Genomic DNA, 26,497 nt, shown 5'->3' on the forward strand with positions numbered 1-26,497 from the left:
AATTACCCCCTGAATCAAATCGTTGAGGTTGAAGTGGTGGATTTACAGCAGGGCTTCGTCCTGACCCGGCATTGGCGCGATACCCCGGCCGGCACCGAAGTCGAGTTCTGGCTGGCGACCGATGCCGGTCCCCGGCGCATCCGCCTGCCGCATCAACCGTCGGTCGCGTTCATTCCACAGGCCATGCGCGAGCATGCCGAAACGGTGTTGCGCGGCGAAAAGAACGTCGAGCTTCGACCGTTGGCCCTTCAAGATTTCGAGCACCGCCCGGTGCTCGGCCTGTATTGCCAGCAGCACGGCCAGTTGATGCGCCTGGACACCGCCCTGCGCAAATCAGGCGTCGAGGTGTTCGAAGCCGACATCCGTCCGCCGGAACGCTACATGATGGAGCGGTTCATCACCGCGCCGGTTTTGTTCGGCGGCACACCCGGTGCCGACGGCCTGCTGCTCGACGCGCAAATGAAACCCGCCCCCGGTTACCGACCGACACTCAGGCTGGTCTCGCTGGACATCGAAACCACCGCGCAGGGCGAGTTGTATTCCATCGCCCTGGAAGGCTGCGGCGAGCGTCAGGTGTACATGCTCGGGTCGCCCAATGGCGATGACAGCGGGGTGGATTTCCAGCTCGAATACTGCGACTCACGAACCCTGCTGCTGAAAAAACTCAACGAATGGTTCTCCCGGCACGATCCCGACGCGATCATCGGCTGGAATGTCGTGCAGTTCGATCTGCGGGTACTGCACGAACATGCTCGTCGCCTGGCGGTGCCGCTGAAACTGGGGCGTGGCGGTGAAGAAATGCAGTGGCGCGAGCACGGCAACGGCAAGCATTACTTTGCTTCGGCTGCCGGCCGGTTGATCATCGACGGCATCGAGGCGCTGCGTTCGGCGACCTGGAGCTTCCCCTCGTTCAGCCTGGAAAACGTCGCGCAAACCCTGTTGGGCGAGGGCAAGTCGATCGACAACCCGTACCAGCGCATGGACGAAATCAACCGCATGTTCGCCGAGGACAAGCCGGCCCTGGCCAAGTACAACCTCAAGGACTGCGAACTGGTGACGCGGATCTTCGCCAAGACCGAGTTGTTGACCTTCCTGCTCGAACGCGCCAGCGTCACCGGTTTACCGGCGGACCGCAGCGGCGGTTCGGTGGCGGCCTTCACCCATTTGTATATGCCGTTGATGCACCGTCAGGGCTTCGTCGCGCCGAACCTGGGCGGCAAACCGCCGCAGGCCAGCCCCGGCGGTTTTGTCATGGACTCGCAACCGGGGTTGTATGAATCGGTGCTGGTGCTCGACTACAAAAGCCTCTATCCGTCGATCATCCGCACTTTCCTGATCGACCCGGTGGGTTTGATCGAAGGGCTCAAGCACCCCGACGACAGCGAGTCGGTGCCGGGATTTCGCGGTGCCCGTTTCTCACGAACCCGGCATTGCCTGCCGACCATCGTCGCCCGGGTCGCCGAAGGCCGCGAAACCGCCAAGCGTGAACACAATGCGCCGCTGTCCCAGGCGCTGAAGATCATCATGAATGCGTTCTATGGTGTACTCGGCTCCAGCGGTTGCCGCTTCTTCGATACACGGCTGGCTTCGTCCATCACCTTGCGTGGGCACGAGATCATGCTGCGCACCCGCCAACTGATCGAAGCTCAGGGCCACGCGGTGATCTACGGTGATACCGACTCGACCTTCGTCTGGCTGCGCCGCCCTCATGGTCAGGCCGAAGCGGCGCAAATCGGCCACGCGCTGGTGGACCACGTCAACCAGTGGTGGCGCGAGCATGTGAAACAGGAATATGGGCTGGAAAGTGCCCTGGAGTTGCAGTTCGAAACCCACTACAAACGCTTTCTGATGCCGACCATTCGCGGCGCCGAGGAGGGCAGCAAGAAGCGCTATGCCGGGTTGGTCACCCGCGCCGACGGCACCGACGAGATGGTCTACAAAGGCCTGGAAACCGTGCGCACCGACTGGTCGCCGTTGGCCCGGCAGTTCCAGCAGGAACTGTACCTGCGCATTTTCAACCGCAAGCCCTATCAGGATTACGTGCGTGACTATGTGCGCAAGACCCTGGCCGGTGAGTTCGATGAGCGCCTGATTTACCGCAAACGCTTGCGTCGGCCCCTCGATGACTATCAACGCAACGTGCCGCCCCACGTGCGGGCCGCGCGGATCGCCGATGACTACAACGACCAACAGGGGCGCCCACGGCAGTATCACAACGGCGGCTGGATCAGCTACGTGATCACTGTCGCCGGCCCCGAGCCGCTGGAAATCCGCAGCGCGCCCATCGACTACGACCATTACGTCACCCGGCAACTGCAACCGGTGGCAGATGCGATCCTGCCGTTCGTGGATGACGATTTCTCAACGCTGATTGGGGGGCAGCTGGGCCTGTTTTGAGTCCAGCAGCGACAGCGTCCAGTCGTCCGGTATGCCGTGAAAATATTGATCCAGCGCCTGATGGAACAGGCTGCCTTTTGGCGAAACCTGGGCGAACAGTGTCATCGATGAGTGAAATTTGAGGTTGTCGGGGTGGCCGAAAATCCTGGTGATCGAGCTTTGAGGGACGTCCAGAACCAGTTGCGTGCACATGCGCAAGCGTGGACCCAGCAACGGATGCTCCAGGTACGCCGTGGCTTCTTCACTGGAGCGAATGGCAAAGTAGCGGGACATTTCGCTGTCACCCAATCCGGCAAACTGCGGAAAGATAAACCACATCCAGTGCCGGCGTTTCTGGCCGGCGCGCAGTTCTTCCTGAACCCACTCGAACACAGGATCCTGCGCCTGGACGAAGCGTGGCAAATTGAAAGCGTCGAGCTGATCGGTACTTCTCATGCCGATGCCCTCTGATAGAACCGCGATGGCTCAGACCATGGCCAACCGCTGCTTGCGTTGTGGCGCGCGAAACGCTTGGTCCAGCGCCTCCAGATCCCCAGCATCCAGACGCAATTGCGCCGCTTGTGCGTTGAGCCGCACATGCTCGGGGTGGACCGCTTTGGGGATGGCGATCACACCGTTCTGACGCAGGATCCATGCCAGCGCTACCTGCGCAGGTGTCGCCTCGTGACGGGCGGCAACCTGTTTGAGCAGCGGATTAGCCAGCATGTGCCCGCCCTGGCCGATCGGACAGTAGGCCATCACCGGCATCTTTTGCTGTTGGCTCCAGGGCAGCAGATCGAATTCGATGCCGCGCTCTTCCAGGTTATACAGCACCTGATTGGTGGCGCAGGCCGGTGAGGCCAGTTCATCCAGGTCGTCCAGGTCGAAGTTGGACACGCCCCAACGGCCGATCTTGCCGTCTTCACGCAGGCGTTCGAAGGCTTCGACGGTTTCCTCGAGGGGATACTCGCCGCGCCAGTGCAACAGGTAGAGATCGATGTAATCGGTATTCAGCCGTCGCAGGCTGCGTTCGCAGGCCTGGGGGATACCTCTGCGGCTGGCATTGTGGGGGTAGACCTTACTGACCAGAAAAACCTGGTCACGCAGGCCGGTGATGGCTTCACCCACCACCTCTTCGGCGCCCCCTTCTGCGTACATTTCAGCGGTGTCGATCAGGGTCATGCCCAACTCGATGCCCAGGCGCAGCGCTGCAACTTCCTTGGTGTGTCGGGAGCGCTCCTCCCCCATGTGCCAGGTTCCTTGGCCGATGACCGGCACAGGGCTGCCGGCCAGCTCAAGAGTGCGCATGAATCCTCCTTCCGAAGCCCGCTCGATACTACAGTGGGCAGCAAAATAACACGGTGGTTCCGTCGCCATCATGAAAGATCGCAGCCTGCCGGGGCGGGGTGTATCCACGATATCGGAGCTACCGCAGGCCGCGATCTCTTGACCTTACCGGACGGAAAACCTGAACACCGTGGTCTGGGCATAGGTCTTGCCCGGATCCAGCCGGGTGGACGGGAAGGCCGGCTGGTTCGGCGAGTCCGGATAATGCTGGGTCTCCAGAGTAAAGGCACCCCAGTGCGGGTAAATCTTGCCGGCCTTGCCCTTGACCGTGCCGTCGAGGAAGTTGCTGGTGTAGAACTGTACGCCAGGTTCGGTGGTGTAGAGCTGCAAGCGGCGGCCGGATTGAGGATCGCTGACGTCGGCGGCGAGTTTGCCCAGGTCGCCCTTGGCATCCAGCACCCAGTTGAAATCAAAACCGCCTTGTTTCGGCTCGGCGAATTTTAACTGTGGGTGATCGGCCTTGATGTGTTGACCAATGGCGGTCGGTTGAGTGAAGTCCATGGGCGTGCCGGCGACCGGGGCCAGTTCACCGGTGGGGATCAGTTTGCCGGTGACCGGTGTGTAACGGGCGGCGTGCAAGGTCGCCAGCTGCTTCAGCACATCGCCGTTACCCGCGCCGGCCAGGTTGAAATAGCTGTGATTGGTCAGGTTCAGCACGGTGGATTTATCGGTGCTGGCCTTGTAGTCGATGCGCAGCTCATTGTTCTCGGTGAGGCTGTAGGTGACCTCGGTTTTCAGGTTGCCAGGGAAACCCATTTCGCCATCTGACGACAGGTACGTCAGCGTCACGCCCACTGAATCCTTGCCCTTGCTCGGTTCGGCTTTCCACACCCGCTTGTCGAAACCTTGAGCCCCGCCGTGCAGCGAATTGCTGCCGTCGTTGAGCGGCACCTGAAAGCGCTGGCCATCCAGTTCGAAGGCACCGTTGGCCAGACGATTGCCAAAGCGCCCGATGGTCGCGCCGAAGAACGCCGTGCCGCTTTGATAACCCTGCACGTCGTCGAAACCGAGCACCACATCGTCGAGCTTGCCGTTTTTGTCCGGCACTTTCAGTGATTGAAGAATCCCGCCGTAGGTAATGACCGTGGCTTGCAGGCCATGGCTGTTGCGCAAAATGTATTGCTCGACGGGAGTGCCGTCATTGGTTTTGCCGAAGGCTTTTTGTTCGCTGGACAAGCCGGTGGCGTGAGCGGGGAGGGTGGCGATCATCAGGGACAGTCCGAGGCCGGAGAGCAGGTGTCGGGATTGAAGCATGGTTGACCTTCCTTTTTGTTGTTTTTAAGAAGTAGTCATACTAATGATCGTGTTTTAGCGCGATCAAGGAAGGATTTATAGCTTATGCCTCGAGCATTGCAATTAAAAAGTATGACTAGTGTGATGTCGCTTTCGCGGTAACCAGCGCTTACGGACCACCGGCACTGCACTTTTTCAGCTTTCACGGTTCTATCCTTGGCCAGCCTGCGGCGATCCCCACCGCCGGCCCATGCCCAAGTTCAAGAACCCATGGCTCGAGTTTTACCCCGTTTTACCCTGCACATTCGCCGTCATTGCTTGCTGCTGATCAGCCTGTCGACGCTCTTCGCCAGTGGGTGCAGCCATCAGCCGGGCAACGATGTCATCAGCCAGTTTCGCAATGGCAAACCTCAGGAATTCCTCCAGACCAGCGTCGACCGCATGGCGACCCTGACCATGCGCGATAACCTGGAAAGCCTCTACCTGCTGATGAACAAGCTCTACCTGCGCAACCCGCAGGAGCTGAAAAAATCCGGCTTCCTCGATGTCGGCACAGCAGAAAAACAAGTGCGCATGGCCATCGAACAGCAAGAGCCGCTGCCCACCCTCGGCGGCAAAAAAGACCTCGCCGCGCTGAGCTTCGCCATGAGTCCGGAATTTCTCGGCGACCGGGTCGGCGCGTTCATCTATGCCATCGGCAGCATGCTGGTGACGGCGCATGGCAACCGGCTGGAGTTCTACATGACGGACGATCTCAACCCGACCTTCGTCAGCAATGCCGCGCGCAACATCGAGAAAGCCACCTGGATCTTGAGCCAGCGGCAAAACAAGCAGGGCGAGCCCTTACTGTTCTCCAACGAAATCTCGGAGGAGGGCAGCAACCTGAGTTTTGCCGTGGAGTTCGGCAAGATCGTCGCGCGGCTGGACCTGCTGACCCAGATGCTCGACGAGCGGTACCGGCGGATCGGCCTCAACTACGCCCAGAGTTTGCTGTTTTTGAACTTTTTGCCGGTGCAGTAATTCGAGGCGTGAACCCAATCCCTGTGAGAGTGAGCTTTTGTGGGAGCTGGCTTGAGGGCGGATCGCTGTTCCAAATCGGTGAATTGGCATAACGATAGACCGCATCGATATATGTGGTTATAAGAAAAATCGCTATGCTGCTGACCGGTTTGTTTCCTGCGAATTTCTGGGCGTATTAATGGATTTCGGTAGTTTCGGGTTGGTCGTGGCAGGTCTGGTGGTCGGCTTTATCGTCGGCATGACCGGGGTTGGGGGCGGTTCGTTGATGACGCCGATCCTGCTGTGGTTCGGCGTTAATCCGGCCACGGCGGTGGGCACGGACTTGCTGTACGCGGCCATTACCAAATCCAGTGGTGTGCTGGTTCATCGCAAGAACAAGAACATCGACTGGGCGATTACCGGTTGGCTGACCCTCGGCAGTGTGCCGGCGGTGGCGCTGACACTGTGGTTTTTGAGCCGCTTGCAGACCTCACCCGAAGCGATGAACGCCGTCATCAAACAGGCGCTGGGCTTCGTATTGTTCGCCACGGCATTGGCGATCTTCTTCAAGAAGCGCTTGCTCGATTTCGCCCACAAACGGGCGGGCGGCCACTACAACCCCAGCGGCTCCCGGTTAAATGCACTGACCGTGATCACTGGTCTGGTCCTGGGCACCATGGTGGCCCTGACTTCCATCGGCGCCGGCGCTCTGGGCACCGTTGCGCTGTTCATCCTGTATCCGCTGCTGCCCACTCGTCGTCTGGTCGGCACCGAAATCGCTCACGCGGTGCCCCTGACCCTGGTCGCTGGCCTGGGCCACGCGAGCATGGGCAACATGGACTGGCATGTGTTGGGCTTCCTGCTGGTCGGTTCGTTGCCGGGGATCTACCTGGGCAGCCATCTGACCGGGCGTATCTCCGACGAACTGCTGCGTCCGTGCCTGGCCACCATGCTGGTGCTGATCGGCTACAAACTGGCGTTCTGATCCGATACCGCTTCCCGAGTAAAAATCTCCAGCAAGTGCCCGTCCGGGTCATCGAAATACACCCGCCGGCCATCGGCGTAATCATTGATCTCGTTCGGCCGCTGCTTGCCAGGATCGGCCCACCACGGCTGTTTGAGCGCCTGCAGGCGAGCGAAGGCCGCATCGAAGTCGTCGTCGCCAATCAAGAACGCATAGTGCTGGGACGCGATGGGCGGGTCGTTGTTGTAGAAATCCAGCGACACCCCGTTATCGAATTTGACGACCAGCATCGGCCCGAACGGCTCGGGATCGGGCAGGTCAAGCAGATCAGTCAGGTAGCGTGCCGAAACCTGTTTGTCACGGCACCAGACGATGGTGTGGTTCAACTGAGCGCTCATGGCGAAACCCTCACGGTGAATCAGCTATGAGATTAGCTCAGGCTGTTGCGCAATGACCGCCCTGACCTAAGCTTGGGCAAGGCGGAACACAATCGCGGTGCATCGCCCACAACGATCACCGCGATGCGCAATCATTAGAGCGTGGATATCAAAAGGAGATGCGCATGCTCATCAGGTCTTTGACCCTGGCTACTCTGCTGGCTTTCGTCGGTCCTTCATTCGCCGCCGATGACGATTCCCCTCTGGTTAAAGACGTGGGCCGGGCTCGCCCCCTGATTGTCATTGCACCCAGCACCGTTGACCCCGTCTGGGTGAACCTGAAAAAGTCACTGGAGGATCCTGCCAACAAGCCGGGCGTCGCCCAGCGCAACATCAAGGTGTATAGCGTGCTGAACATGTTCGGTCAGCTCGATGGCAAGGATCTGGGCCAGCAAGACACCATGGCGTTGATCCGCTCGCTGAACCTCGGTGCCGGGGCTTTGCCCAAAGTCATTCTGTTGGGCAAGGACGGCGAGAAGAAACTCGAGAGTTCAGGAGTTGAGTCGAAATCGGTCGATCTGAAGAAAATCTTTGACACCATCGACCAACTACCAGCCGCTGAGAAAGAAGCGACGGTACCTACCCCCGCGCCGGTGGCTGAAGTTGCACCGGTCAAAGGCACAAAAGGCAAACCGGCGAAGCCCGCAAAACCCGCCAAACCCCCTGAGATGCCGGATGATTGACTGAACTTTTGTGGTGAGGAAGGGGGCCCCCGTTGGCCCGCGGAGCAGGCCTCAAATTCCCGGTAAACGATGGGCGACCTCAACAGGTCGCCCATTTTGTTTGCCTCATGTATCCGTAGCAGCTGCCGAGCTCGCGAGCTCGGCAGCTGCTACGGGGCGTCACCCTCGGCTATCTGGTCAGCGCACTCAGAATCTCGTGGGCGATTTTGACTCGCTCCGGGTTCGGGTAGTTTTTGTTGGCCAGGATCACGATGCCGATGTCCTTGGCCGGGATAAAGGCGACGTAGGCACCAAAGCCGCCGGTTGAGCCGGTTTTGTTGATCAGCACATCGTCGCGTTGAGGTTGCGCCGGGGTCAGCCACTGAACTTCATGGGCCTCGAACGCCGTCTGCGACGAGTTGCCGGCCAGCAAAGCATCGAGCGTCACCGGGTAGTTGTAGAACTCCCATCCCAACCCTTGAGTCATCTCACCCACTCGGTAATAACCGGTGTGAGTGGTGGCGATGGCTTGCTGCAAAGGCTTTTCCAGCGCAGCGGGATTCATGTTCGCCTCAACATAGCGAAGCAGGTCTGCGGCGCTGGTTTTCACGCCATACGCTTCGGAATCCAGCGCACCCGGCCCGACCCGCACAGGTTTGTCGTCCTTGCTGTAACCCTGGGCGTAAAGCGCCATTTGATCTTGCGGCACCTTGAGGTAGCTGTGTTTCAGGCCGAGTTTCGGCAGCACGGTTTTTTCCATCAGCTCGTCGAACGGCGCCCCCATGCTCTGGGCCGCCAGATAGCCAAACAGCCCGAGGCTGGGATTTGAATACAGACGATGAGTGCCGGCGGCGTAGGTGGGTTTCCATTGCTTGAAATAGCCGAGCATTTTGTCCTGATGGTCTGCCTCGCTGGGGAATTGCAGGGGCAGGCCGCCGGCGGTGTAGGTGCCGAGTTGCAGCACGCTGATGCTGTCGAAGGCGCTGCCGCGCAGGGCCGGCAGAATCTGACTGGCGCTGTCCGACAGGGACAGTTTGCCGCTCGCCTGGGCATAGGCGGCGAGGGTGGCGGTGAAGGTTTTGCTCACCGAACCGATCTCGAACAGGGTGTTTTCGGTGACGGCTTTGCCGTTCTCTTTCGACGCCACGCCGTAGTTAAAGTAATGCGGCTGGCCGTTGACGGTGATCGCGACCGCGACACCGGGGATCTGCTGTTGCTGCATCACCGGTTCGACGGCGGCCTTCACGATGGTTTCGATGCGCTCGTCGGCGAAGCTGTGGCTGGCACCGAGGAGAAGTGCGAAGGCACTGTTGGATATGAGTTTCTTCTGATTTTTTTTAGGCATGATTGAGGTGCTGTCCATGATTGTTCGTGGTGTTAACCGCTACACTCCGAGCGGTTTTTCAAGCCGGTCCCTATTGGGCGAGCTCAATCTAGGCAGTTTGGCGAAGACCGGCAAACGACGATATTTCGGATGAGCCATTAGAAAATTTTTGGAGTTGGCATGATTCGACCTCATCTGCCGCTGAATGCGCTGCGTGCTTTCGAAGCTTCGGCGCGCCATTTGAGCTTCACCCGGGCGGCGGTGGAGTTATGTGTCACCCAGGCGGCGGTGAGTCATCAGGTCAAAAGCCTTGAAGCCCAGCTTAACGTGACCTTGTTCAAACGCCTGCCGCGCGGCCTGATGCTGACCAGCGAAGGTGAAACTCTGCTGCCGGTGTTGCGCGAGTGCTTTGACCGGATCGCCGAAACCTTGGGGCGTTTCGAGGGCGGGCATTTTCGTGAGGTGCTGACGGTGGGCGCCGTGGGGACTTTCGCGGTCGGTTGGCTGTTGCCACGATTGGCGGACTTTCAGAAGAAACATCCGTTCATAGATTTGCGCCTGTCGACCAACAACAACCGGGTGGACGTGGCAGCCGAAGGCCTGGATTACGCCATTCGCTTTGGCGCGGGGGCGTGGCACGGGATTGAAGCGGTGCGGTTGATCGAGGCGCCGCTGTCGGTGCTCTGCGTGCCAGAGATCGCCCGGCAATTGCATACGCCAGCCGATTTGTTGCAGCAAACGCTGTTGCGCTCCTATCGCACGGACGAGTGGCCTGAGTGGTTTCAGGCGGCCTGTCTTTCGGCCCATGCCGTGCTGCCCCGGAGTATCGTCTTCGACTCGTCGCTGGCGATGATGGAAGCGGCGTTGCAAGGTGCAGGCGTTGCCTTGGCGCCACCGTTGATGTTCTCCCGGCAACTGGCGGCGGACGCGATCCGGCAACCGTTCGCCATAGAGATCACCACCGGCAGCTACTGGCTGACCCGCCTGCAGTCGCGTCCTGAAACCTCAGCGATGGCGGCGTTCAAGGACTGGTTGCTGCACGCTTCGCTTTAATACAAAACCCTGTGGGAGCGGGCTTGTGTGGCGAGGGGGCTTGCCCCCGTTGGAGTGCGCAGCACTCCCAATGCCATCACCGGGTTTTGTCTGAAAGAACCGATTAGCCACTTTTGCGACTGCTTCGCAGTCGAACGGGGGCAAGCCCCCTCGCCACACAGGCTCTCCACAGGCTTGCGGTGCTTTCAGAAGCCTAGCGCACCAGGCACGGCCGCTTGTTATCGAACGTCCACCCCGGAATCAGAAACTGCATCGCCACGCTGTCATCCCGCGCGCCCAATCCCATGCCTTTGTACAGCTCATGGGCCTTGGCCAGTTGGTCCACATCCAGCTCAACCCCCAGGCCAGGTTTCTTCGGCACCTGCACGCAACCGTCGACGATTTGCAGCGGCGCCTTGGTCAGGCGCTGGCCGTCCTGCCAGATCCAGTGGGTGTCGATGGCGGTAATTTCGCCGGGTGCGGCGGCCGCGACGTGGGTGAACATGGCCAGGGAAATATCGAAGTGGTTGTTGGAATGCGAGCCCCAGGTCAGGCCCCATTCGTGGCACATCTGCGCCACCCGCACCGAACCCTGCATGGTCCAGAAGTGCGGGTCGGCCAACGGAATGTCCACCGACTGCAACTGGATCGCGTGGCCCATTTCCCGCCAGTCGGTGGCGATCATGTTGGTCGCGGTTTTCAGGCCCGTGGCCCGACGAAACTCCGCCATGACTTCACGGCCCGAGTAACCGTTTTCCGCTCCACACGGGTCTTCGGCGTAAGCCAGAACATGGTGCTGATCCCGGCACAGGCGGATCGCCTCCTTGAGCGACCAGGCGCCATTCGGGTCGAGGGTGATGCGTGCATGAGGGAAGCGCTCGGCGAGGGCGGTGACCGCTTCGATTTCCTCGTCGCCGCTCAACACGCCGCCCTTGAGTTTGAAGTCCTTGAAGCCATAGCGGGCGTGGGCGGCTTCTGCCAGGCGCACCACGGCGTCGGCGCTCATGGCTTTTTCGTGACGCACGCGGAACCAGTCATTGTCGGCGTCCGGTTCACCGCGATACGCCAGATCGGTTTCGTTGCGATCACCGACGTAAAACAGGTAGCCGAGCATCTTCACTTCGTCGCGCTGCTGGCCTTTGCCGAGCAACGCGGCGACCGGCACGTCCAAGTGCTGACCGAGCAAGTCGAGCAGGGCGGCTTCCAGGCCGGTGACCGCGTGAATGGTGATGCGCAGGTCGAACGTCTGCAAACCGCGACCGCCGGCATCGCGATCGGCGAAAGTCTGGCGCACCTGATTGAGAATCTTCTGGTAGGTGCCGATCGGGCTACCGACCACCAGTGAACGCGCGTCTTCCAGAGTCTGGCGAATGCGCTCGCCGCCGGGTACTTCGCCGACACCGGTGTGACCGGCGTTGTCCTTGAGGATTACGATGTTGCGGGTGAAAAACGGGCCGTGGGCGCCGCTCAGATTGAGCAGCATGCCATCGTGGCCGGCCACCGGCACTACTTGCATGCTGGTGATGATCGGGGCTTTTGCGGCTTCTTGTGGGTTCATGCTCTTGTCCTTTAAAACCAATGTTCAGGCGTGATTTGGCGCGGGTTTGCCCAGTGCAACGGCCGGTGCGGGTTTCGGTTTATTGCGTGCGGCGAAGACGATGATCGCGGCGATGATCGAGGTGGCGGCCAGACCGTACAGTCCACCCTGAATCGAGCCGGTGTGCTCTTCCAGCAAGCCGAAGGTGGTCGGCGCCACGAAGCCGCCGAGGTTGCCCACCGAGTTGATCAGCGCGATCACGCCGGCGGCGATCCGCGCATCCAGGTAGGCCTGGGGAATCGGCCAGAACAGCGACGAGGCGGACTTGAAGCCCAATGCGGCGAAGCAAATGGCGACGAAGGCGAAGATCGGCCCGCCGGTGGTGGACATGAACATCCCCGCCGCAGCGATCAGCAGGGCCGCGGCGACCCAGGCTTGCTGGTGTTTCCACTTGGCCGACAGCGAAGCGAAGGCGTACATGCCGACGATCGACAGCAACCATGGAATCGAGTTGAACAAGCCGACCTGAATGTCGCTCAGCTCGCCCATTTTCTTGATGATGCTCGGCAGCCAGAAGGTTGCGGCATAGATGGACAATTGAATGAAGAAGTAGATCAGGCAGAACAGGATGATCTGGCGGTCCTTAAGCAGCGTGCCCAGCGACGGTTTGATCGGTGTCGCGGCTTCGCGGGCCAGTTGTTCGTCATCAATGGTTTTGACCAGCGCGTCCTGTTCAGCAAGAGTCAGCCATTTGGCGTCGTGGGGTTTGGAGTCCAGCCAGAACCAGACGAACACGCACAGCCCGACCGAGAACAGGCCTTCAATGAAGTACATCCACTGCCAGCCGTGCATGCCCAGACCGTTGATTTGCAGCAGCAGCCCGGACAGCGGGCCGGAGATCAGCGACGCAATCGCCGAGCCGCTGAGGAAGATCGCAATCGCTTTGCCACGCTCCACGCCGGGCAGCCAGCGGGTGAAGTAATAGATCACCCCGGGAAAGAACCCGGCTTCCGCCACACCGAGCAGAAACCGCAGGATGTAGAAGTGGGTTTCGTTCTGGATGAACGCCATGCAGGCGGCCACCAAGCCCCAGGTCAGCATGATGCGGGTCAGCCAGATTCGTGCGCCGACTTTTTGCAGGAGGATGTTGGAGGGGACTTCGAACAGCGCGTAACCGATGAAGAACAGGCCGGCACCGAGGCCGTAGGCGGCAGCGCCAATCCCTAGGTCATGTTCCATGTGGGCGCGGACGAAGCCGATGTTCACACGGTCGATGTAGTTGACGATGAACATGATCACGAACAGCGGCAGGACGTGGCGTTTCACTTTCGAGATGGCGGACTTCAGGACTGAATCGGCGCCATCGCTCATCCCGGGTATGGATGTATTCACTTGTTTTTCTCCCACTCGTTATTGTTATGCGGGGTGTGGCTGGGTGTTGTGTTGTTGATAGACATCATACAACTTGATTTTTTGATTCGACAAGCGCCGCAGTCCAATAAAATGGCTATTTATTTGCAGGTTGCTATGCTTTTTCTAGTCGGGTGTGGAGGTGTGATAGCGCTTCAGGGGTCGAGTTGTTGAGTGTTGTCATACAAGTTTGCTGCTATTTTCTGAAGATTCCAGTCGATCCCGGTGCTAGGATCCGGATAGCCCCGCTTTACGGATAATCACCATGCAAGAAGACATCGACGCACCTGCCCGCAAGCGCTCCCACAACCTGGCCCATGACCTGGTGGCCAAGCTGACCCAGAGCATTCTGCTCGGCCAGATGCTGCCGGGGGAAAAGCTGCCGTCGGAGAACTCGATTGTTCAGGAGCATGGGGTCAGCCGCACGGTGGTGCGCGAGGCGATTTCGAAATTGCAGGCTTCAGGGCTGGTGGAAACCCGTCACGGCATCGGCACCTTTGTCATCGAGCGTGCGCCGGAGCAGGGGTTGCGGCTGAATGTCGATACCGCGCTGGGGGTGCGCAGTATTCTGGAGTTGCGCATGGGTCTGGAAACCCAGGCCGCCGCGCTGGCAGCGGTGCGTCGCACCGATCAGCACTTGGCGCAGATGCGTGAAGCGCTGGACGACTATCAAAGCTTGCTGGCCAACAACGACAGCTGCGTCGAGGCCGATAAACGCTTCCATCTGCTGATCGCCGAAGCTACCGGAAACGTGTGCTTCACCGAGATCATGCAGCACTTGGGCAATGCGATGATACCCCGCACCCGCGTCAATGCCGCCGAGCGCGGGTCAACGGATTTGAGCAAGCTGGGGCAACTCGCCAACCTCGAACACGAGGCGATTCTCAACGCCATCAGGCGCCAGGATCCGGATGCGGCGCGGGCGGCGATGTGGTTGCACCTGACCAACAGCCGCGACCGCTTTTCGGCGGGAGGCAGTTGATTTGTCAGTGACCTGTGGGAGCGGGCTCGATGATTTTTAGCTCACGGCAACATCGCGCATCAGCAATCCATAACGCAAATCCACCGCGTCCGGTATTGGCAAATACACTGTGTGCCCGTCCCCGGGTGCCACTTCAATCGCCTCGCCTCTGACGTTCTGCAGTTGATGCAGGTCGAAGTGGAAGTTGCCCTTGGGCGTCATCAGTTCTATGTGATCGCCCAGGCCAAAACGATTCTTCACCCGTACCTCGGCCAGCCGGTCACGGCGTTCGCCGGTCAACTCCCCAACGAACTGTTGGCGCTCTGAAACCGAGCTGCCGTTCTGGTAGTTCTGGTATTCGTCATGCACGTGCCGGCGCAGAAAACCCTCGGTGTAGCCGCGCTGAGCGAGGGACTCCAGGTCAGTCATCAAGCTGCGATCGAACACTCGGCCAGCTACCGCATCATCGATCGCGCGGCGGTAAACCTGGGTGGTGCGCGCGCAATAGAAATGCGATTTGGTCCGGCCTTCGATCTTCAGTGAGTGCACGCCCATCTGCGTCAGGCGCTCGACGTGCTGGACGGCGCGCAGGTCCTTGGCGTTCATGATGTAGGTGCCGTGCTCATCCTCGAAGGCCGGCATCAGTTCGCCGGGACGATTGGCCTCTTGCAACAGGAACACCTGATCGGTCGGCGTGCCGATGCCCAGGGTCGGTTCTGGCCCGAATTGCTGCACGATCTCGCCGAGTTGATTTTCGCTGGCCGGTGTCGCCGCGTATTTCCAGCGACAGGCATTGGTGCAGCTGCCCTGATTGGCGTCACGCTTGTTCATGTAACCCGACAACAGGCAGCGCCCGGAATAGGCCATGCACAACGCGCCGTGCACAAACACTTCCAGCTCCATCGCCGGGACGTGCTGGCGGATTTCGGCGATTTCTTCCAGCGACAGTTCGCGGGACAGGATGATCCGGCTCAAGCCCTGTTGCTGCCAGAACTCGACGCTGGCCCAGTTCACCGTATTGGCTTGCACCGACAGGTGGATCGGCATCTGCGGGAAGTGCCGACGCACCAGCATGATCAGGCCGGGATCGGACATGATCAGCGCGTCCGGCGCCATGCCGATCACCGGCTCCAGATCCTTGAGAAACGTTTTCAGCTTGGCGTTGTGCGGGGCGATGTTTACCACGACATAGAAGCGCTTGCCCTGAGCCTGGGCCTCGCTGATGCCAAGCGCGAGGTTGGCGTGATCGAATTCGTTGTTGCGCACTCGCAGGCTGTAGCGCGGCTGGCCGGCGTACACCGCGTCGGCGCCATAGGCGAAGGCATAACGCATGTTTTTCAGGGTGCCGGCAGGGGCGAGCAGTTCCGGGGGAATGAGTGGCATGGCGCAGGTCATGGCAGTGTCGATCGCAAAAGCCGGCAAGGGTAAGCGGCTTGCCCACGGAGGTTATTGATCTGGATCTATGCTTGAGCAATAAACAGATGGCACTCGCGCGAACCGTGGCGGACTAAACATAAGGACGCGAATTTACGCCCCCCTGTGCAATGGCATGGACCGGACATGAACGAAACGAAGCTCCAGAACACTTCGCTGATGGTCTTGCTGGCCGTGGTGACCGTTGCCTTCGTCTGGATTCTGCTGCCGTTCTATGGCGCGGTGTTCTGGGCGGCCATCCTCGGCATTCTGTTTGCGCCCTTGCAACGTCGGTTGCAACTGAAGTTCGGCTGGCAACGCAACCTGACGGCACTGTGCACGCTAAGTATCTGTCTGGTGATCGCGATCCTGCCAGTGACCATTGTCGGTGCCTTTCTGGTTCAAGAAGGCGCGTCGATATACAAAAGCATCGAAAGCGGCGAATTGGACATCACCGGTCATGTGGTGCAGTTCAAACACAGCTTGCCCCCGTACTTCCAGCATCTGCTCGATCGTTTCGGCATGGGCGAGTTGAGTGGTCTACGGGAGAAAATCATCAAGAGTGCGATGCAGGGCGGCCAGTTTTTTGCTACTCAGGCTTACAGTTTTGGCCAAGGCACTTTCGAATTCGTGGTGAGCTTTTTCATCATGCTCTATCTGTTGTTCTTCTTTCTGCGCGACGGGGCCGAACTGGCGCGCAAAATACGCGCCGCCATACCGCTGGAGGACAACCAGAAACGCCGTTTGCAACTCAAGTTCAATCACGTGGTGCGAGCGACGGTAAAAGGCAACTTGCTGGTAGCGATCACGCAAGGCGCATTGGGCGGTTTGATTTTCTGGTTTCTGGATATCCCGAGCGTATTGCTTTGGGCGGTGCTGATGGCGTTTCTGTCACTGTTGCCAGCGGTGGGGGCGGGAATTGTCTGGGCACCGGTGGCCGTGTATTTTCTGCTCAGCGGCGCGATCTGGCAGGGCACGGTACTCGCGTTGTTCGGGGTGTTCGTGATCGGGTTGGTGGACAATGTGCTGCGACCGATCCTGGTGGGTAAGGACACGAAGATTCCGGACTATTTGATTCTCATCTCAACCCTCGGCGGCCTGGCGATTTTCGGGCTCAATGGCTTTGTCATCGGGCCTTTGATCGCAGCGTTGTTCATGTCGAGCTGGGCAATCTTCATCGAAACCAAGCCGCATGTTCAGCTGCCTTAAGCGCTGAGCTGGCCTGAACCGATACGTTGCGACAGGGCCTGGGCGTCGGGAAGCGAGGTGAGCGGACCGCTGATCGGTTCGCCGTCCTGCACCAGATACCAGCAGGCGAGCAATCCCAGCGCTCTGAGCGGTGCGGGAACGGCGCTGCCGATAACGGACATAATCTGAACCTGAGCCATAAGTACCTCCATCAATCTATGGGGCTACCTTACGGATCGGGCACTTGAACGGACAATCAACACTTTCGATAGTCGTCATTGACGCCAGTGAGTGTTGGCGGTCAGTCCACGACTTGATCGAGCATATGCACGACTTCCTGCTCATTGAGCAGGCCTTTGCGCACCAGGGTTTGCGCCAGCAGCGAGAGAAACTTGGCGCTGCGATGGCCTTCCAGGTGCTTGAGTTCGGTCAGTGCGTTGTACACCTTGCTGGAAGTGCACAAGCCGACAATGCGGTGCGGGTTTTGTGTGGGCATGAGGTCGTCCTTGTTTTTATCAACCTGTTGTTTATGGACAGATCCAAGCTTGCGGACCGGACATGACATAAATATGACCAACTTTACCGGCAGGGACTGTCCCGACAGCGACCTTGGCGAGATTTATTCAGACCTCGCCCGATCTGTGGTCACAAAAAAGGCCCCGCTGTTGAGGCGGGGCCTGATGAGTCTGTTACCAACGGTCGCCACGGTAGTAACCATGGGGAGGGCCGTAGTAGCCGTGCGGTGGGCCATACCCGCGTGGCGGACCGTAATAGATCGGTGCCGGGCGGTAGTACATCGGTTGTTGCACGTACACCGGAGCGGGTTGGTAGTAGACCGGCGGCGGTTGCTGCACATACACCGGCTGTGGCTGAACGTAAACCGGTTGCTGCTCCACATACACCGGCCGGTCGCGGCCGATAATTGCCGAGCCGATGATTGCCGAGCCGACGATCGCACCAAACACAGCCGGACCTTCCCAGCCACGACCACCTGCTTCTGCCTGCCCTGCGATAGCGAGAGCACCAATCAGCAAGGCTACTGTGGGGATTTTACGGATCATGATAAGTCCTCGGTTCTTCGACCCGGCGCTTGCGTCTGCAATAGACACAAGTTGTTGCGGGGATACTTCTAAGACAGCGATTTTTTGAAAATCAGCACAGCCGTTGGGTAAATTTTGTGTAAGGTCTGTACCGGTTTCTTTACGGTGCTGTCTGGTACAGACATACCCTTATGATTGACCACAATCGGGTGGAGTTGTTATTTCCGTCCATCTGAAAGTGCTAATGAAGGAGATTCGGATGCAGATGAACCCCAACAAAGACACCCAGTTGTGCATGTCACTCTCGGGGCGGCCTGGCAATTTCGGCCTGCGGTTTCACAATCATCTGTACGAACAACTGGGGCTGAATTTTTACTACAAAGCCTTCAGCAGCCAGGACCTGACGGGGGCTGTCAGCGGTATTCGTGCGTTGGGCATCCGGGGTTGTGGCGTATCGATGCCGTTCAAGGAAGCCTGCATCGCGCTAGTCGATGAGCTGGATGCATCGGCTGAGGCTATTCAATCGATCAACACTATCGTCAACACCAACGGCCACCTCAAGGCCTACAACACTGATTACATCGCCATCGCCCAGTTGCTCGAAACCCACCAAGTGCCCAAGGATTCGACTTTTGCCCTGCGCGGCAGTGGTGGCATGGCCAAGGCCGTGGCCAGTGCTTTGCGCGATGGCGGCTACAAAAACGGCCTGATTGTGGCCCGCAACGAACGTGCCGGGCATGCCCTGGCCGAATCGCTGGGTTACCAATGGCAGGCGGAACTGGGCGTTCAACGCCCGCAGATGCTGATCAATGTCACGCCGATCGGCATGACCGGTGGTCCGGAAGCCGATCAACTGGCGTTCGCCCCTGAAGCCATCGCTGCCGCCGAAACTGTCTTCGATGTGGTGGCAATCCCCTCGGAAACACCGCTGATCGTGCGCGCTCGTGCCGAAGGCAAGCGGGTGATCACCGGGCTGGAAGTGATTGCCATCCAGGCGCTGGAACAGTTTGTGTTGTACACCGGCATGCGACCGACCGATGAGCAGTTCCAGAAAGCCGTGGCGTTTGCCCGGGGCTGAATTCCGACTGTTGGTTGGACCTGTGGCGAGAGAGCTTGCTCCCGTTCGGCTGCGAAGCAGTCGCAAGGCCGGCAAACTCGGTGTGCTGACTGCTTTGGGGCCGCTTCGCGACCCAACGGGAGCAAGCTCCCTCGCCACAGGGAGCTCGGCACATCGGGAAGGGTTATTCGAGGCGCGCCAGGCGCTCTTCCAGCGCCGCAATCCGCGCTTCAAGCTCTTCGATTCGCTCAACCGATACACCGCCACCGACGCCACGTTCCACCGGGTTGTGCCGGGCAGCGAGGATCGCTTCGATGTCCGCCGGATCGCCCAGCGCATGCATGTAACGGTCTTCGCGCTGGCCGGCCTGGCGCGGAATCAACAGTGCCAGGCCTCTGGCAATCAGGCGCTCCAGTTGATGCACCACTTGTTCGGCATCTTCGAAGTCATGCATGCGGCCGCTGCGGGTCAGCAGTTCGTTGACCGTCTGCGGACCGCGCAAGAACAGCAACCCCGTCAGAATCACCTGCGCCGGCACCAGTTCCAGCGCCTTGTCGACCCGATGTTCCCAGCGGTCGGCACGGCTGCCCATCACCAGTCGGGTGAACCCGCGACCTTCAAGGGCGCGCAGGCTCTGGCCGACCTGGCCCTGGGTGAGGTTCATCACCGGCTCGCGGCTGGTTTTCTGGTTGCAGGCAATCACCAGGGCATTGAGGGTCAGCGGATAGGTTTCCGGGCTGGTGGCCTGTTTCTCGATCAACGAGCCCAGAATGCGGATTTCCGTGCTGTTGAGCCGCGGTTCGTCGAAGGTCGTCTCTTGTTCAGTGCTCATCGCGCTTTTCCCTAGGCAGTCGAGCCGCCTAGCCTAATCCTTGCTGGATAAAAGACAAGTCGCAGGGCACGCCAGCATGGCTATAATCGCTGCACGTTTTTTACTCCTGTCACCACACGAGACTGCCATGACTATTTCTCTGTACGCCGCTTCCGTTCCGGTTTTCCAGCAAATGCTCAACGCCTTGAGCAACAACCTGAGCAAGGCCGAAGCCCACGCCACCGCGAAAAACATCGACCCGAACGCGTTCCTGCAGGCCCGTCTGTACCCGGACATGTTCCCGTTGGTGCGTCAGGTGCAGATCGCCGTTGATTTCGCCAAAGGCGTTTCGGCGCGTCTGGCTGAAGTCGAACTGCCGAAATACGACGACACCGAAACCACCTTTGCTGAACTGCAAGCGTTGATCGCCAAGGTCCTGGCCTTCATTGGCGAGATCAAGCCGGAGCAGATCAACGGCAAGGAAGGTATCGAGATCGTGACCCGTCCAGGCACCCCTAAAGAGAAGCGCTTCACTGGCCAGGCTTACCTGCTGAGCTACGGTCTGCCGCAGTTCTTCTTCCACGTCACCACTGCTTATGCGCTGCTGCGTCACAACGGTGTGGAAGTGGGCAAACGCGATTACATGGGCGCGTTCTAAACCCCCCAGGTACAAAAAAGCCCGCCAAGGTGTAAGCCTTGGCGGGCTTTTTCGTTTTCGTCGGTGCGTTTTACGCCAAACGCTGCGCCTTCAACTCTTCACCCTGGCACGCCGCCGCGGTGAACAGCACGTCGGTGGAGGAGTTCAGCGCGGTTTCCGCCGAGTCCTGCAATACACCGATAATGAAGCCGACCGCCACTACCTGCATGGCGATTTCGCTCGGGATGCCGAACAGGCTGCACGCCAGCGGAATCAGCAGTAACGAACCGCCAGCCACGCCCGAGGCGCCACAGGCACAGATCGCCGCGACGATGCTGAGCAGAATGGCCGTCGGAATATCCACGGCGATGCCCAGGGTATGCACGGCGGCCAGGGTCAGCACGGTGATGGTGATCGCGGCACCGGCCATGTTGATGGTCGCGCCGAGGGGAATCGACACCGAATAGGTGTCTTCGTGCAGGCCCAGGCGTTTGCTCAATTCCAGGTTGACCGGAATGTTCGCCGCCGAGCTGCGGGTGAAGAAGGCGGTGATGCCGCTCTCGCGCAAGCAGGTGAGCACCAGCGGATACGGGTTGCGGCGCAGCTTCCAGAACACGATGACCGGGTTCATCACCAACGCCACGAACAGCATGCAGCCCAGCAGCACCGCCAGCAGGTGCATGTAACCGATCAAGGCGCCGAAACCGGAAGTGGCCAGGGTCGAAGCCACCAGGCCGAAGATCCCCAGCGGCGCAAAACGAATCACCAGGCGCACGATCACGGTCACGCCATTGGACAGGTCGCCCAGCACTTCGCGCGTCGTCTCGCCAGCATGGCGGATCGCAATGCCCATGCCGATCGCCCACGCCAGAATGCCGATGAAGTTGGCGTTCATCAGCGCGCTGATCGGGTTATCAACCACGCTGAGCAGCAGGCTTTGCAGCACTTCGCTGATGCCGCCCGGCGCGGTGACCGCAACGTCCTGGGTCGACAGCACCAGGCTCGACGGAAACAACGTACTGGCGATCACTGCCACCACGGCCGCGGCGAAAGTGCCCAGCAGGTACAGAAACAGGATTGGCCGGATATGGGTTTCCTGGCCGTGCTTGTGGTTGGCAATCGAGGCCATGACCAGCACGAAGACCAGAATCGGCGCGACAGCCTTGAGCGCCGACACGAATACTTTGCCAATGAAAGCGGTGGATTTGGCCACCTCAGGCGCGAACAGGGCCAGGGCAATCCCGGCGATCAGGCCGATGATGATTTGCGTGACCAGGCTACTGCGTTTGAGGCGTTGCAAGAGAGAAGGGGATGAAGCGGTCATAACGGTATCTCTGATTTTATTAGGGTGCAGGGTTCCTTGGCTCATGCAGCAAAAAGCCGGGCAGGCCACATAGAGGGAACCGAAGAAGGTCGCCACATCAATGCCAATGGATAGCCGATGAGCAAGGTGTCAGTCTCGCGGGTCGCGGACTTTATCACAGCGTAGCCGCGATCCTTCAGACGTGTGACGATCTGCCACCCGATTGTTCAACGAGATTTGCAGGTTCGTGCAACCTCGTTTGGAAACACTCTGTTAAGCTTCGCCATCCTCATTTTCTAGTTCTGCCAGTGGGCCTTCGGGCTGTCGCTGGTGTCGTCGTTTTCCTGGAGTTCTGCATGCTGTTGCCCATTCTTCTGTTGTCCGCCGCCGGTTTCACGGTGCTGACCACGGAATTCATCATCGTCGGCCTGTTGCCGGCAATCGCCCGTGACCTGCACGTCAGCATCCCTCAGGCGGGATTGCTGGTGACCCTGTTCGCGTTCACCGTGGCCGCGTTCGGGCCGTTCTTGACGGCGTACTTCGCAAGGTTTGAGCGGCGCAAGTTGTTCATTAGCGTGCTGATCATGTTCGGCCTGGCCAACACGCTGGCAGCGCTGGCGCCGAACATTTGGGTGATGGCCATTGCCCGGTTGATTCCGGCGCTGGGGTTGCCGGTGTTCTGGGCGTTGGCCAGTGAAACCGCGGTGGACATCGTCGGACCGGACTATGCCGGGCGGGCGATTGCCAAGATCGGTTTCGGCATCGTCTGCGCCACGGTGTTCGGCATTCCGGTCGGCACGCTGATTTCCGACGCATTCGGCTGGCGCAGTGCTTTCGGCATTCTGGCGGTGATCGCGTTTGCCAAGGCGCTGCTGTTGTTTATCTACCTGCCGAAAACCAGTCTGCACCAGCATCAGGTGAGCTTCCGTTCACAGTTCAAGATCCTGCGCAGCCCACTGATGCTGGGGCACGTACTGCTGTCGATTCTGGTGTTCAGCGGCATGTTCACCGCCTACACCTACCTGGCCGACATTCTTGAGCGCCTCGCCGGTTTCAACGGCACCGTGGTCGGCTGGTGCCTGATGGGCTTCGGTGCGGTCGGGCTGATCGGCAACTCGCTGGGCGGCCGCGCGGTGGATCGTCACCCGCTGATTGCTTCTGTGACGTTTTGCGCGTTCATGATTGCCGGCATGGTGACGCTGGTGCCGAACATTCATTCGCCGCTGGGGCTGGCGGCGGCGATGGGGATTTGGGGCGTAACCCAGGCGGCGTTGTTCCTGGTCAGTCATGTGCGTTTGATGAAGGCTGCGCCTGAAGCGCCGGCCTTTGCTGCGTCGCTGAACATTGCCGGGGCCAACCTTGGGATCGGCCTGGGCGCGATGGTCGGCGGCCGGGTGATCGACAGTGTGGGCCTGGGCGGACTGGGTTTCGCCGCCGCCGGTTTTATCCTGATTTCGATTCTCCTGGCCATGGCGCTGATGACTTTCAAACCCCGAGAAATCTGCGCCTGAGGCTTCACGTTTCGGTGAACAGCTCGCGTCGGGCACCTTCGGTAATGGCGACAATGCCGGGGTGCTTGACCTTGCGTTCCACCGAGATGGCGTAGAACGACTCGCGCACCGCGTCGGTCTGGCCGATCAACTCCACGCCGCATTGGCGTTTCACCTCGTCGGCGATCACGCTCGGGCCGATGAAAATCCCGCTGCCGGATTGGCCGAAGGCCTGCATCAGGGCGCTGTCGTCGAACTCACCGACGATTCTCGGCTGAATTTGCTGTTCGGCAAACCAGCGTTGCAAGCGACTGCGCACCACGGTTTCCGGCCCGGGAATCAACAGCGGGGCGCCGTGCAGGCTGCGGGGGAAATCCTGGCCGTATCGCGCCGTCAGTTCGGCAGTGGCAAAGAAGCTGATGCCGCATTCGCCGAGCTTCTGGCTGTAGCCCTTGATGTCCAGATGCGAGGGCATCGGGCTGTCAGAAATCACCAGATCGAGGCGTTGAATCGCCAGGTCGGCGAGCAAGCGCTCCAGTTTGTCTTCGCGGCAGGTGATACGTAGCGGCTCGCTCAGCTCCATGGTCGGCGCGATCAGGCGATAAACGATGGATTTGGGCACTACATCGGCGACGCCTACCCGAAACAGTATCTGTTGCTCATTGGGCTGCGCTCGCAGCATCAATTCCAGCTCGCCCCCGAGCTGAAACATCTGCTCGGCGTAGGGCAGGGTCTGACGCCCGGCTTCGGTGAGTTCCAGTTGCCGGCCGACCCGGCGAAACAATTCGATGCCATAGGTTTGTTCGAGCAAGGAAATCTGCCCGCTGATGGTCTGTGGCGTCAAGTTCAACTGCTCGCAGGCGCGCACGATGCTGCCGGTCTTGGCCACCACCCAGAAATAATGCAGCTGTCGATAATTCAGCATTCGTGTTCCCCGTAGCGTGTATTTTGCTATGGATTCGTAAAAACCGAAGTATAACCGCTGAAAATACGAATTTTCCTGAAGTATTTGCCTCTTTAGACTGCCTCGCTATCGACGGATCGCCTTTTGGGTTCTGTCTGTTCTATCGAGGAAAGCATCATGAAACTTAAAACCACCGCGCTGCTGATCACGTCTTTACTGGTGTTGGCCGGTTGCGACCAGGCCGAGAAAAGTGCTCAGCAATTGATGGGCAAGGCCGCTGAAAGCGCCAAGCAGGCGATTGACGATACCCACAAAGCGGCCGAACAAGCGTTGAGCGAGGCCGCGAGTGGCCTGATCAGCAAGAAAGAGCAACCGGTCAAAGAGGCGGGCAAAACCGACTCTTCGTCCCAGGAAATCTAAACCGTCTGCAACGAGTCAGGACTGACCCATGGAATACCTTTTAGAACTTGCTGCAAGCCCCGCCGCCTGGGTCGCCCTGGCTACGTTGGTGGTGATGGAAATCGTGCTCGGCATCGATAACCTGATCTTCATCTCGATCCTGACCAATAAGCTGCCCGAACAGCATCGCCAGAAGGCGCGGCGCATCGGTATCGGCATGGCGTTGATCCTGCGTCTGGCGCTGTTGAGCACCATCGCGTTCATCGTCCAGTTGACTGAGCCCGTGATCGATATTTTCGGTCACGCGTTCTCCTGGAAGGACATGATCCTGATCGCCGGCGGCCTGTTCCTGTTGTGGAAGGCGACCACCGAGATTCATCACAGCATGGACCCATCGCCGGAAGATCCGACGTCGGCCACCTCGACCGTGACCCTGGGCTTTGCCGCCGCAATCGGTCAGATCCTGATGCTGGACATGGTGTTCTCCATCGACAGCATCATTACCGCTGTCGGCATGACCGAGCATTTGCCGATCATGATCATCGCGGTGGTGGTGTCGGTCCTGGTGATGTTGCTGGCTGCTGACCCGCTGGCCAAATTCATCAACGACAACCCGACGGTGGTGATGCTGGCGCTGGGCTTCCTGATCATGATCGGCATGACGCTGATCGCCGAAGGTTTCGGCGCTCACGTACCGAAAGGCTACGTCTACGCGGCCATGGCGTTCTCGGCGACGATCGAAGGCTTGAACATGTTGTCGCGGCGGGCCAAACAGAGGCGCGTAGCCGCAGAAGCTTAACCGTCGATAAACGAAACGGCCGCCTGAACTCGCAACAGTCCAGGCGGCCAATGAACCGCTTTTCTACATGTCCAGTCAGTGCGCGGTGGCGGGGTGTATAGCCGGTTTATCGGTGTTTGCCACGGGCGCCGATTGAACCGGGTGGTGATGGTGCCGGCGGGTAATGCGCAAAACGCCCCACAACATGGCGGCGGCCACCGCCAGCCAGCCGGAAATCAACATCATAAGGGTCATTGCCAGGCTCATCAGTGCCTCCTCTTTGCCCTGCAGCGGGCGCACACTCTTCCTTGGTAAATGACAGTCTAGCCGCTGCTGTGTTTCAGGCTATTGACCAAAGGTCGCCAGTCATCAACCTGTTCGCTCTATCGAATGCAAACAACTGCCGGTTAAGGCTATACCGCTGTCGCGTGGCATCCTATGATCGACGGCCAAGCCGGCTGCGTGATCGCCTGGCGTCTGAACAGAGAGTGATGATGGTGCGGGTATTTTCTCGAATTCGATCTTTGGCACTGATCGTTGGCTGCGTTGCCGGCCTGGCTGGCTGTGCGGGGAGTGTGGCGCCTGAGATCAAGCGTCTGCCGGAGCGTGTTGAACTCAGCGGTACGTTCTACCGCGGGCAAAGTTATCAAAGCGGGCCTCAAGTGCTGGCAAGCCTGTTGTCCCAACAGGGCATCGTGATAACCCCGGGGCTGCTCGAAAAGCCCCTGCATTTGCCGGGTGCCGAAGACCGGTTGCAGCAGAACATGCAAGACCTTGCCCGCGAGTACGGAATGGTGGTCTATCCCCTCGACAGTCAATTGCCGGCACTGCTGACCCAGGTCGCGGCCGGTTATCCGGTGATGGTGCGCTTTACCGAAGGCTCGGCATTCTGGGCGGGACCGCGATACGCGATTCTTGCCGGTTATAACCGGCAAAAGCAGACCGTGTTGCTGCGCACCGGGATGGATCGTCGGTTGCTGATGGGGTTCGGCGCTTTTGAGTCGGCGCTCGAGAATGCTGGCGGTTGGGCCGTTTTGATCCAGAAGCCGGATCAGATTCCGGCCAACGTCGATCAGCAGCGCTGGCTGAAAGCGGCGAACGATCTTGCCCAGTCAGGTCAGGAGCAAGCGGCAGCCAAGGCGAAGAAGGCGCTGACCGCGCAGTAGTTTCCGTTTGTCATCTGCCGGGCACTACT

At 59.5% G+C, this 26,497-nt stretch carries 27 protein-coding genes and 1 pseudogene; 13 read left to right on the forward strand and 15 right to left on the reverse strand.

All coding sequences use genetic code 11. The annotated features are described in order from the left end of the window. Window positions 1-36: 36 nt before the first annotated feature. Window positions 37-2,397, forward strand: a complete 2,361-nt coding sequence (locus tag J3D54_RS18620) for a DNA polymerase II (protein ID WP_253421225.1) — start codon at window positions 37-39, stop codon at window positions 2,395-2,397. Here J3D54_RS18620 and J3D54_RS18625 read toward each other — a convergent pair. The 3 genes from J3D54_RS18625 to J3D54_RS18635 all read right to left on the reverse strand — a co-directional run bounded on the left by J3D54_RS18625 (window position 2,362) and on the right by J3D54_RS18635 (window position 4,977). Then, window positions 2,362-2,832 (reverse strand): DUF1810 domain-containing protein, encoded by a 471-nt coding sequence (locus J3D54_RS18625; RefSeq protein WP_253421228.1) that lies wholly within the window; start codon window positions 2,830-2,832, stop codon window positions 2,362-2,364. The genes J3D54_RS18620 and J3D54_RS18625 overlap by 36 nt on opposite strands. 30 nt (window positions 2,833-2,862) lie before the next feature. After that, on the reverse strand, window positions 2,863-3,684 hold the full coding sequence (locus J3D54_RS18630) for an aldo/keto reductase (RefSeq protein ID WP_253421231.1): 822 nt from the start codon (window positions 3,682-3,684) through the stop codon (window positions 2,863-2,865). 144 nt (window positions 3,685-3,828) lie between these two features. Then, window positions 3,829-4,977: an aldose epimerase family protein gene (locus J3D54_RS18635; RefSeq protein ID WP_253421234.1), complete on the reverse strand. Its 1,149-nt coding sequence runs from the start codon at window positions 4,975-4,977 to the stop codon at window positions 3,829-3,831. 249 nt (window positions 4,978-5,226) lie between these two features. Between J3D54_RS18635 and J3D54_RS18640 the strand changes: the two genes are divergently transcribed. Both J3D54_RS18640 and J3D54_RS18645 read left to right on the forward strand, forming a co-directional pair. Then, complete coding sequence (locus J3D54_RS18640) at window positions 5,227-5,976, forward strand: hypothetical protein (protein WP_253421236.1); 750 nt, start codon at window positions 5,227-5,229, stop codon at window positions 5,974-5,976. Window positions 5,977-6,154: 178 nt separating this feature from the next. Beyond that, a complete protein-coding gene (locus J3D54_RS18645) occupies window positions 6,155-6,940 on the forward strand; it encodes a sulfite exporter TauE/SafE family protein (RefSeq protein WP_253421238.1) in 786 nt (261 codons plus the stop codon). Here J3D54_RS18645 and J3D54_RS18650 read toward each other — a convergent pair. After that, complete coding sequence (locus J3D54_RS18650) at window positions 6,922-7,317, reverse strand: VOC family protein (protein ID WP_253421240.1); 396 nt, start codon at window positions 7,315-7,317, stop codon at window positions 6,922-6,924. The two genes, J3D54_RS18645 and J3D54_RS18650, sit on opposite strands and share 19 nt — an antisense overlap. Before the next feature lie 164 nt (window positions 7,318-7,481). Between J3D54_RS18650 and J3D54_RS18655 the strand changes: the two genes are divergently transcribed. Continuing rightward, window positions 7,482-8,039, forward strand: coding sequence for a DUF4174 domain-containing protein (locus tag J3D54_RS18655; RefSeq protein ID WP_253421242.1), 558 nt, complete (start codon window positions 7,482-7,484; stop codon window positions 8,037-8,039). Between the two features lie 169 nt (window positions 8,040-8,208). On the opposite strand, the gene ampC is transcribed toward J3D54_RS18655, so the two are convergent. Next, window positions 8,209-9,363 carry a class C beta-lactamase gene (gene ampC, locus J3D54_RS18660; protein WP_301293402.1) on the reverse strand — a complete coding sequence of 385 codons (1,155 nt, stop codon included), beginning with the start codon at window positions 9,361-9,363 and terminating at the stop codon, window positions 8,209-8,211. 159 nt (window positions 9,364-9,522) lie between these two features. On the opposite strand from ampC, the gene J3D54_RS18665 reads away from it, so the two are divergent. Further along, window positions 9,523-10,395, forward strand: a complete 873-nt coding sequence (locus J3D54_RS18665) for a LysR family transcriptional regulator (RefSeq protein ID WP_253421246.1) — start codon at window positions 9,523-9,525, stop codon at window positions 10,393-10,395. A 193-nt stretch (window positions 10,396-10,588) separates the two neighbouring features. Here J3D54_RS18665 and gudD read toward each other — a convergent pair whose 3' ends face one another. After that, window positions 10,589-11,932, reverse strand: coding sequence for a glucarate dehydratase (gudD, locus tag J3D54_RS18670; protein ID WP_253421251.1), 1,344 nt, complete (start codon window positions 11,930-11,932; stop codon window positions 10,589-10,591). 24 nt (window positions 11,933-11,956) lie between these two features. Further along, on the reverse strand, window positions 11,957-13,303 hold the full coding sequence (locus J3D54_RS18675; protein ID WP_253421253.1) for an MFS transporter: 1,347 nt from the start codon (window positions 13,301-13,303) through the stop codon (window positions 11,957-11,959). Window positions 13,304-13,586: 283 nt separating this feature from the next. Between J3D54_RS18675 and J3D54_RS18680 the strand changes: the two genes are divergently transcribed. Continuing rightward, complete coding sequence (locus tag J3D54_RS18680; protein WP_253421255.1) at window positions 13,587-14,303, forward strand: FadR/GntR family transcriptional regulator; 717 nt, start codon at window positions 13,587-13,589, stop codon at window positions 14,301-14,303. A gap of 36 nt (window positions 14,304-14,339) precedes the next feature. Here the strand turns inward: J3D54_RS18680 and yegQ are convergent, their stop codons facing one another. Continuing rightward, window positions 14,340-15,665 carry a tRNA 5-hydroxyuridine modification protein YegQ gene (gene yegQ, locus J3D54_RS18685; RefSeq protein WP_253421257.1) on the reverse strand — a complete coding sequence of 442 codons (1,326 nt, stop codon included), beginning with the start codon at window positions 15,663-15,665 and terminating at the stop codon, window positions 14,340-14,342. A gap of 177 nt (window positions 15,666-15,842) precedes the next feature. Between yegQ and J3D54_RS18690 the strand changes: the two genes are divergently transcribed. Then, window positions 15,843-16,904 (forward strand): AI-2E family transporter, encoded by a 1,062-nt coding sequence (locus J3D54_RS18690; RefSeq protein WP_253421258.1) that lies wholly within the window; start codon window positions 15,843-15,845, stop codon window positions 16,902-16,904. On the opposite strand, the gene J3D54_RS18695 is transcribed toward J3D54_RS18690, so the two are convergent. The 3 genes from J3D54_RS18695 to J3D54_RS18705 all read right to left on the reverse strand — a co-directional run bounded on the left by J3D54_RS18695 (window position 16,901) and on the right by J3D54_RS18705 (window position 17,944). Then, entirely contained in the window at window positions 16,901-17,083 is a 183-nt protein-coding gene (locus J3D54_RS18695; RefSeq protein WP_007940423.1) for a hypothetical protein, read from the reverse strand. The genes J3D54_RS18690 and J3D54_RS18695 overlap by 4 nt on opposite strands. A 101-nt stretch (window positions 17,084-17,184) precedes the next feature. Then, window positions 17,185-17,379: a hypothetical protein gene (locus tag J3D54_RS18700; protein WP_253421260.1), complete on the reverse strand. Its 195-nt coding sequence runs from the start codon at window positions 17,377-17,379 to the stop codon at window positions 17,185-17,187. A 193-nt stretch (window positions 17,380-17,572) separates the two neighbouring features. Next, complete coding sequence (locus tag J3D54_RS18705) at window positions 17,573-17,944, reverse strand: hypothetical protein (RefSeq protein WP_253421261.1); 372 nt, start codon at window positions 17,942-17,944, stop codon at window positions 17,573-17,575. 238 nt (window positions 17,945-18,182) lie between these two features. On the opposite strand from J3D54_RS18705, the gene J3D54_RS18710 reads away from it, so the two are divergent. Next, window positions 18,183-19,001: a shikimate 5-dehydrogenase gene (locus J3D54_RS18710; RefSeq protein WP_253421262.1), complete on the forward strand. Its 819-nt coding sequence runs from the start codon at window positions 18,183-18,185 to the stop codon at window positions 18,999-19,001. A 163-nt stretch (window positions 19,002-19,164) separates the two neighbouring features. Here J3D54_RS18710 and J3D54_RS18715 read toward each other — a convergent pair whose 3' ends face one another. Next, window positions 19,165-19,812, reverse strand: a complete 648-nt coding sequence (locus J3D54_RS18715) for a YceH family protein (protein WP_253421263.1) — start codon at window positions 19,810-19,812, stop codon at window positions 19,165-19,167. 127 nt (window positions 19,813-19,939) lie between these two features. Between J3D54_RS18715 and J3D54_RS18720 the strand changes: the two genes are divergently transcribed. Then, window positions 19,940-20,449 (forward strand): DUF1993 family protein, encoded by a 510-nt coding sequence (locus J3D54_RS18720; RefSeq protein WP_095633963.1) that lies wholly within the window; start codon window positions 19,940-19,942, stop codon window positions 20,447-20,449. A gap of 70 nt (window positions 20,450-20,519) precedes the next feature. Here the strand turns inward: J3D54_RS18720 and sstT are convergent, their stop codons facing one another. Continuing rightward, a complete protein-coding gene (gene sstT, locus J3D54_RS18725) occupies window positions 20,520-21,752 on the reverse strand; it encodes a serine/threonine transporter SstT (RefSeq protein WP_253421264.1) in 1,233 nt (410 codons plus the stop codon). Between the two features lie 335 nt (window positions 21,753-22,087). Here sstT and J3D54_RS18730 point away from each other — a divergent pair, with 335 nt between their 5' ends. Continuing rightward, on the forward strand, window positions 22,088-23,242 hold the full coding sequence (locus J3D54_RS18730) for an MFS transporter (protein ID WP_253421265.1): 1,155 nt from the start codon (window positions 22,088-22,090) through the stop codon (window positions 23,240-23,242). A gap of 4 nt (window positions 23,243-23,246) precedes the next feature. On the opposite strand, the gene nhaR is transcribed toward J3D54_RS18730, so the two are convergent. After that, entirely contained in the window at window positions 23,247-24,146 is a 900-nt protein-coding gene (gene nhaR / locus J3D54_RS18735) for a transcriptional activator NhaR (protein WP_253421277.1), read from the reverse strand. 156 nt (window positions 24,147-24,302) lie between these two features. Between nhaR and J3D54_RS18740 the strand changes: the two genes are divergently transcribed. After that, on the forward strand, window positions 24,303-24,545 hold the full coding sequence (locus tag J3D54_RS18740) for a hypothetical protein (RefSeq protein ID WP_253421279.1): 243 nt from the start codon (window positions 24,303-24,305) through the stop codon (window positions 24,543-24,545). Window positions 24,546-24,573: 28 nt separating this feature from the next. Further along, entirely contained in the window at window positions 24,574-25,323 is a 750-nt protein-coding gene (locus tag J3D54_RS18745; RefSeq protein ID WP_253421281.1) for a TerC family protein, read from the forward strand. Between the two features lie 75 nt (window positions 25,324-25,398). On the opposite strand, the gene J3D54_RS18750 is transcribed toward J3D54_RS18745, so the two are convergent. Continuing rightward, window positions 25,399-25,569, reverse strand: coding sequence for a hypothetical protein (locus J3D54_RS18750; RefSeq protein WP_253421284.1), 171 nt, complete (start codon window positions 25,567-25,569; stop codon window positions 25,399-25,401). A 171-nt stretch (window positions 25,570-25,740) separates the two neighbouring features. Here J3D54_RS18750 and J3D54_RS18755 point away from each other — a divergent pair. Next, window positions 25,741-26,468 (forward strand): annotated as a pseudogene (locus J3D54_RS18755) (peptidase C39 family protein). Window positions 26,469-26,497 lie beyond the last annotated feature (29 nt).

Origin of the sequence: Pseudomonas sp. GGS8, from assembly GCF_024168645.1 — a bacterium.
Taxonomy (GTDB): Bacteria; Pseudomonadota; Gammaproteobacteria; order Pseudomonadales; family Pseudomonadaceae; genus Aquipseudomonas.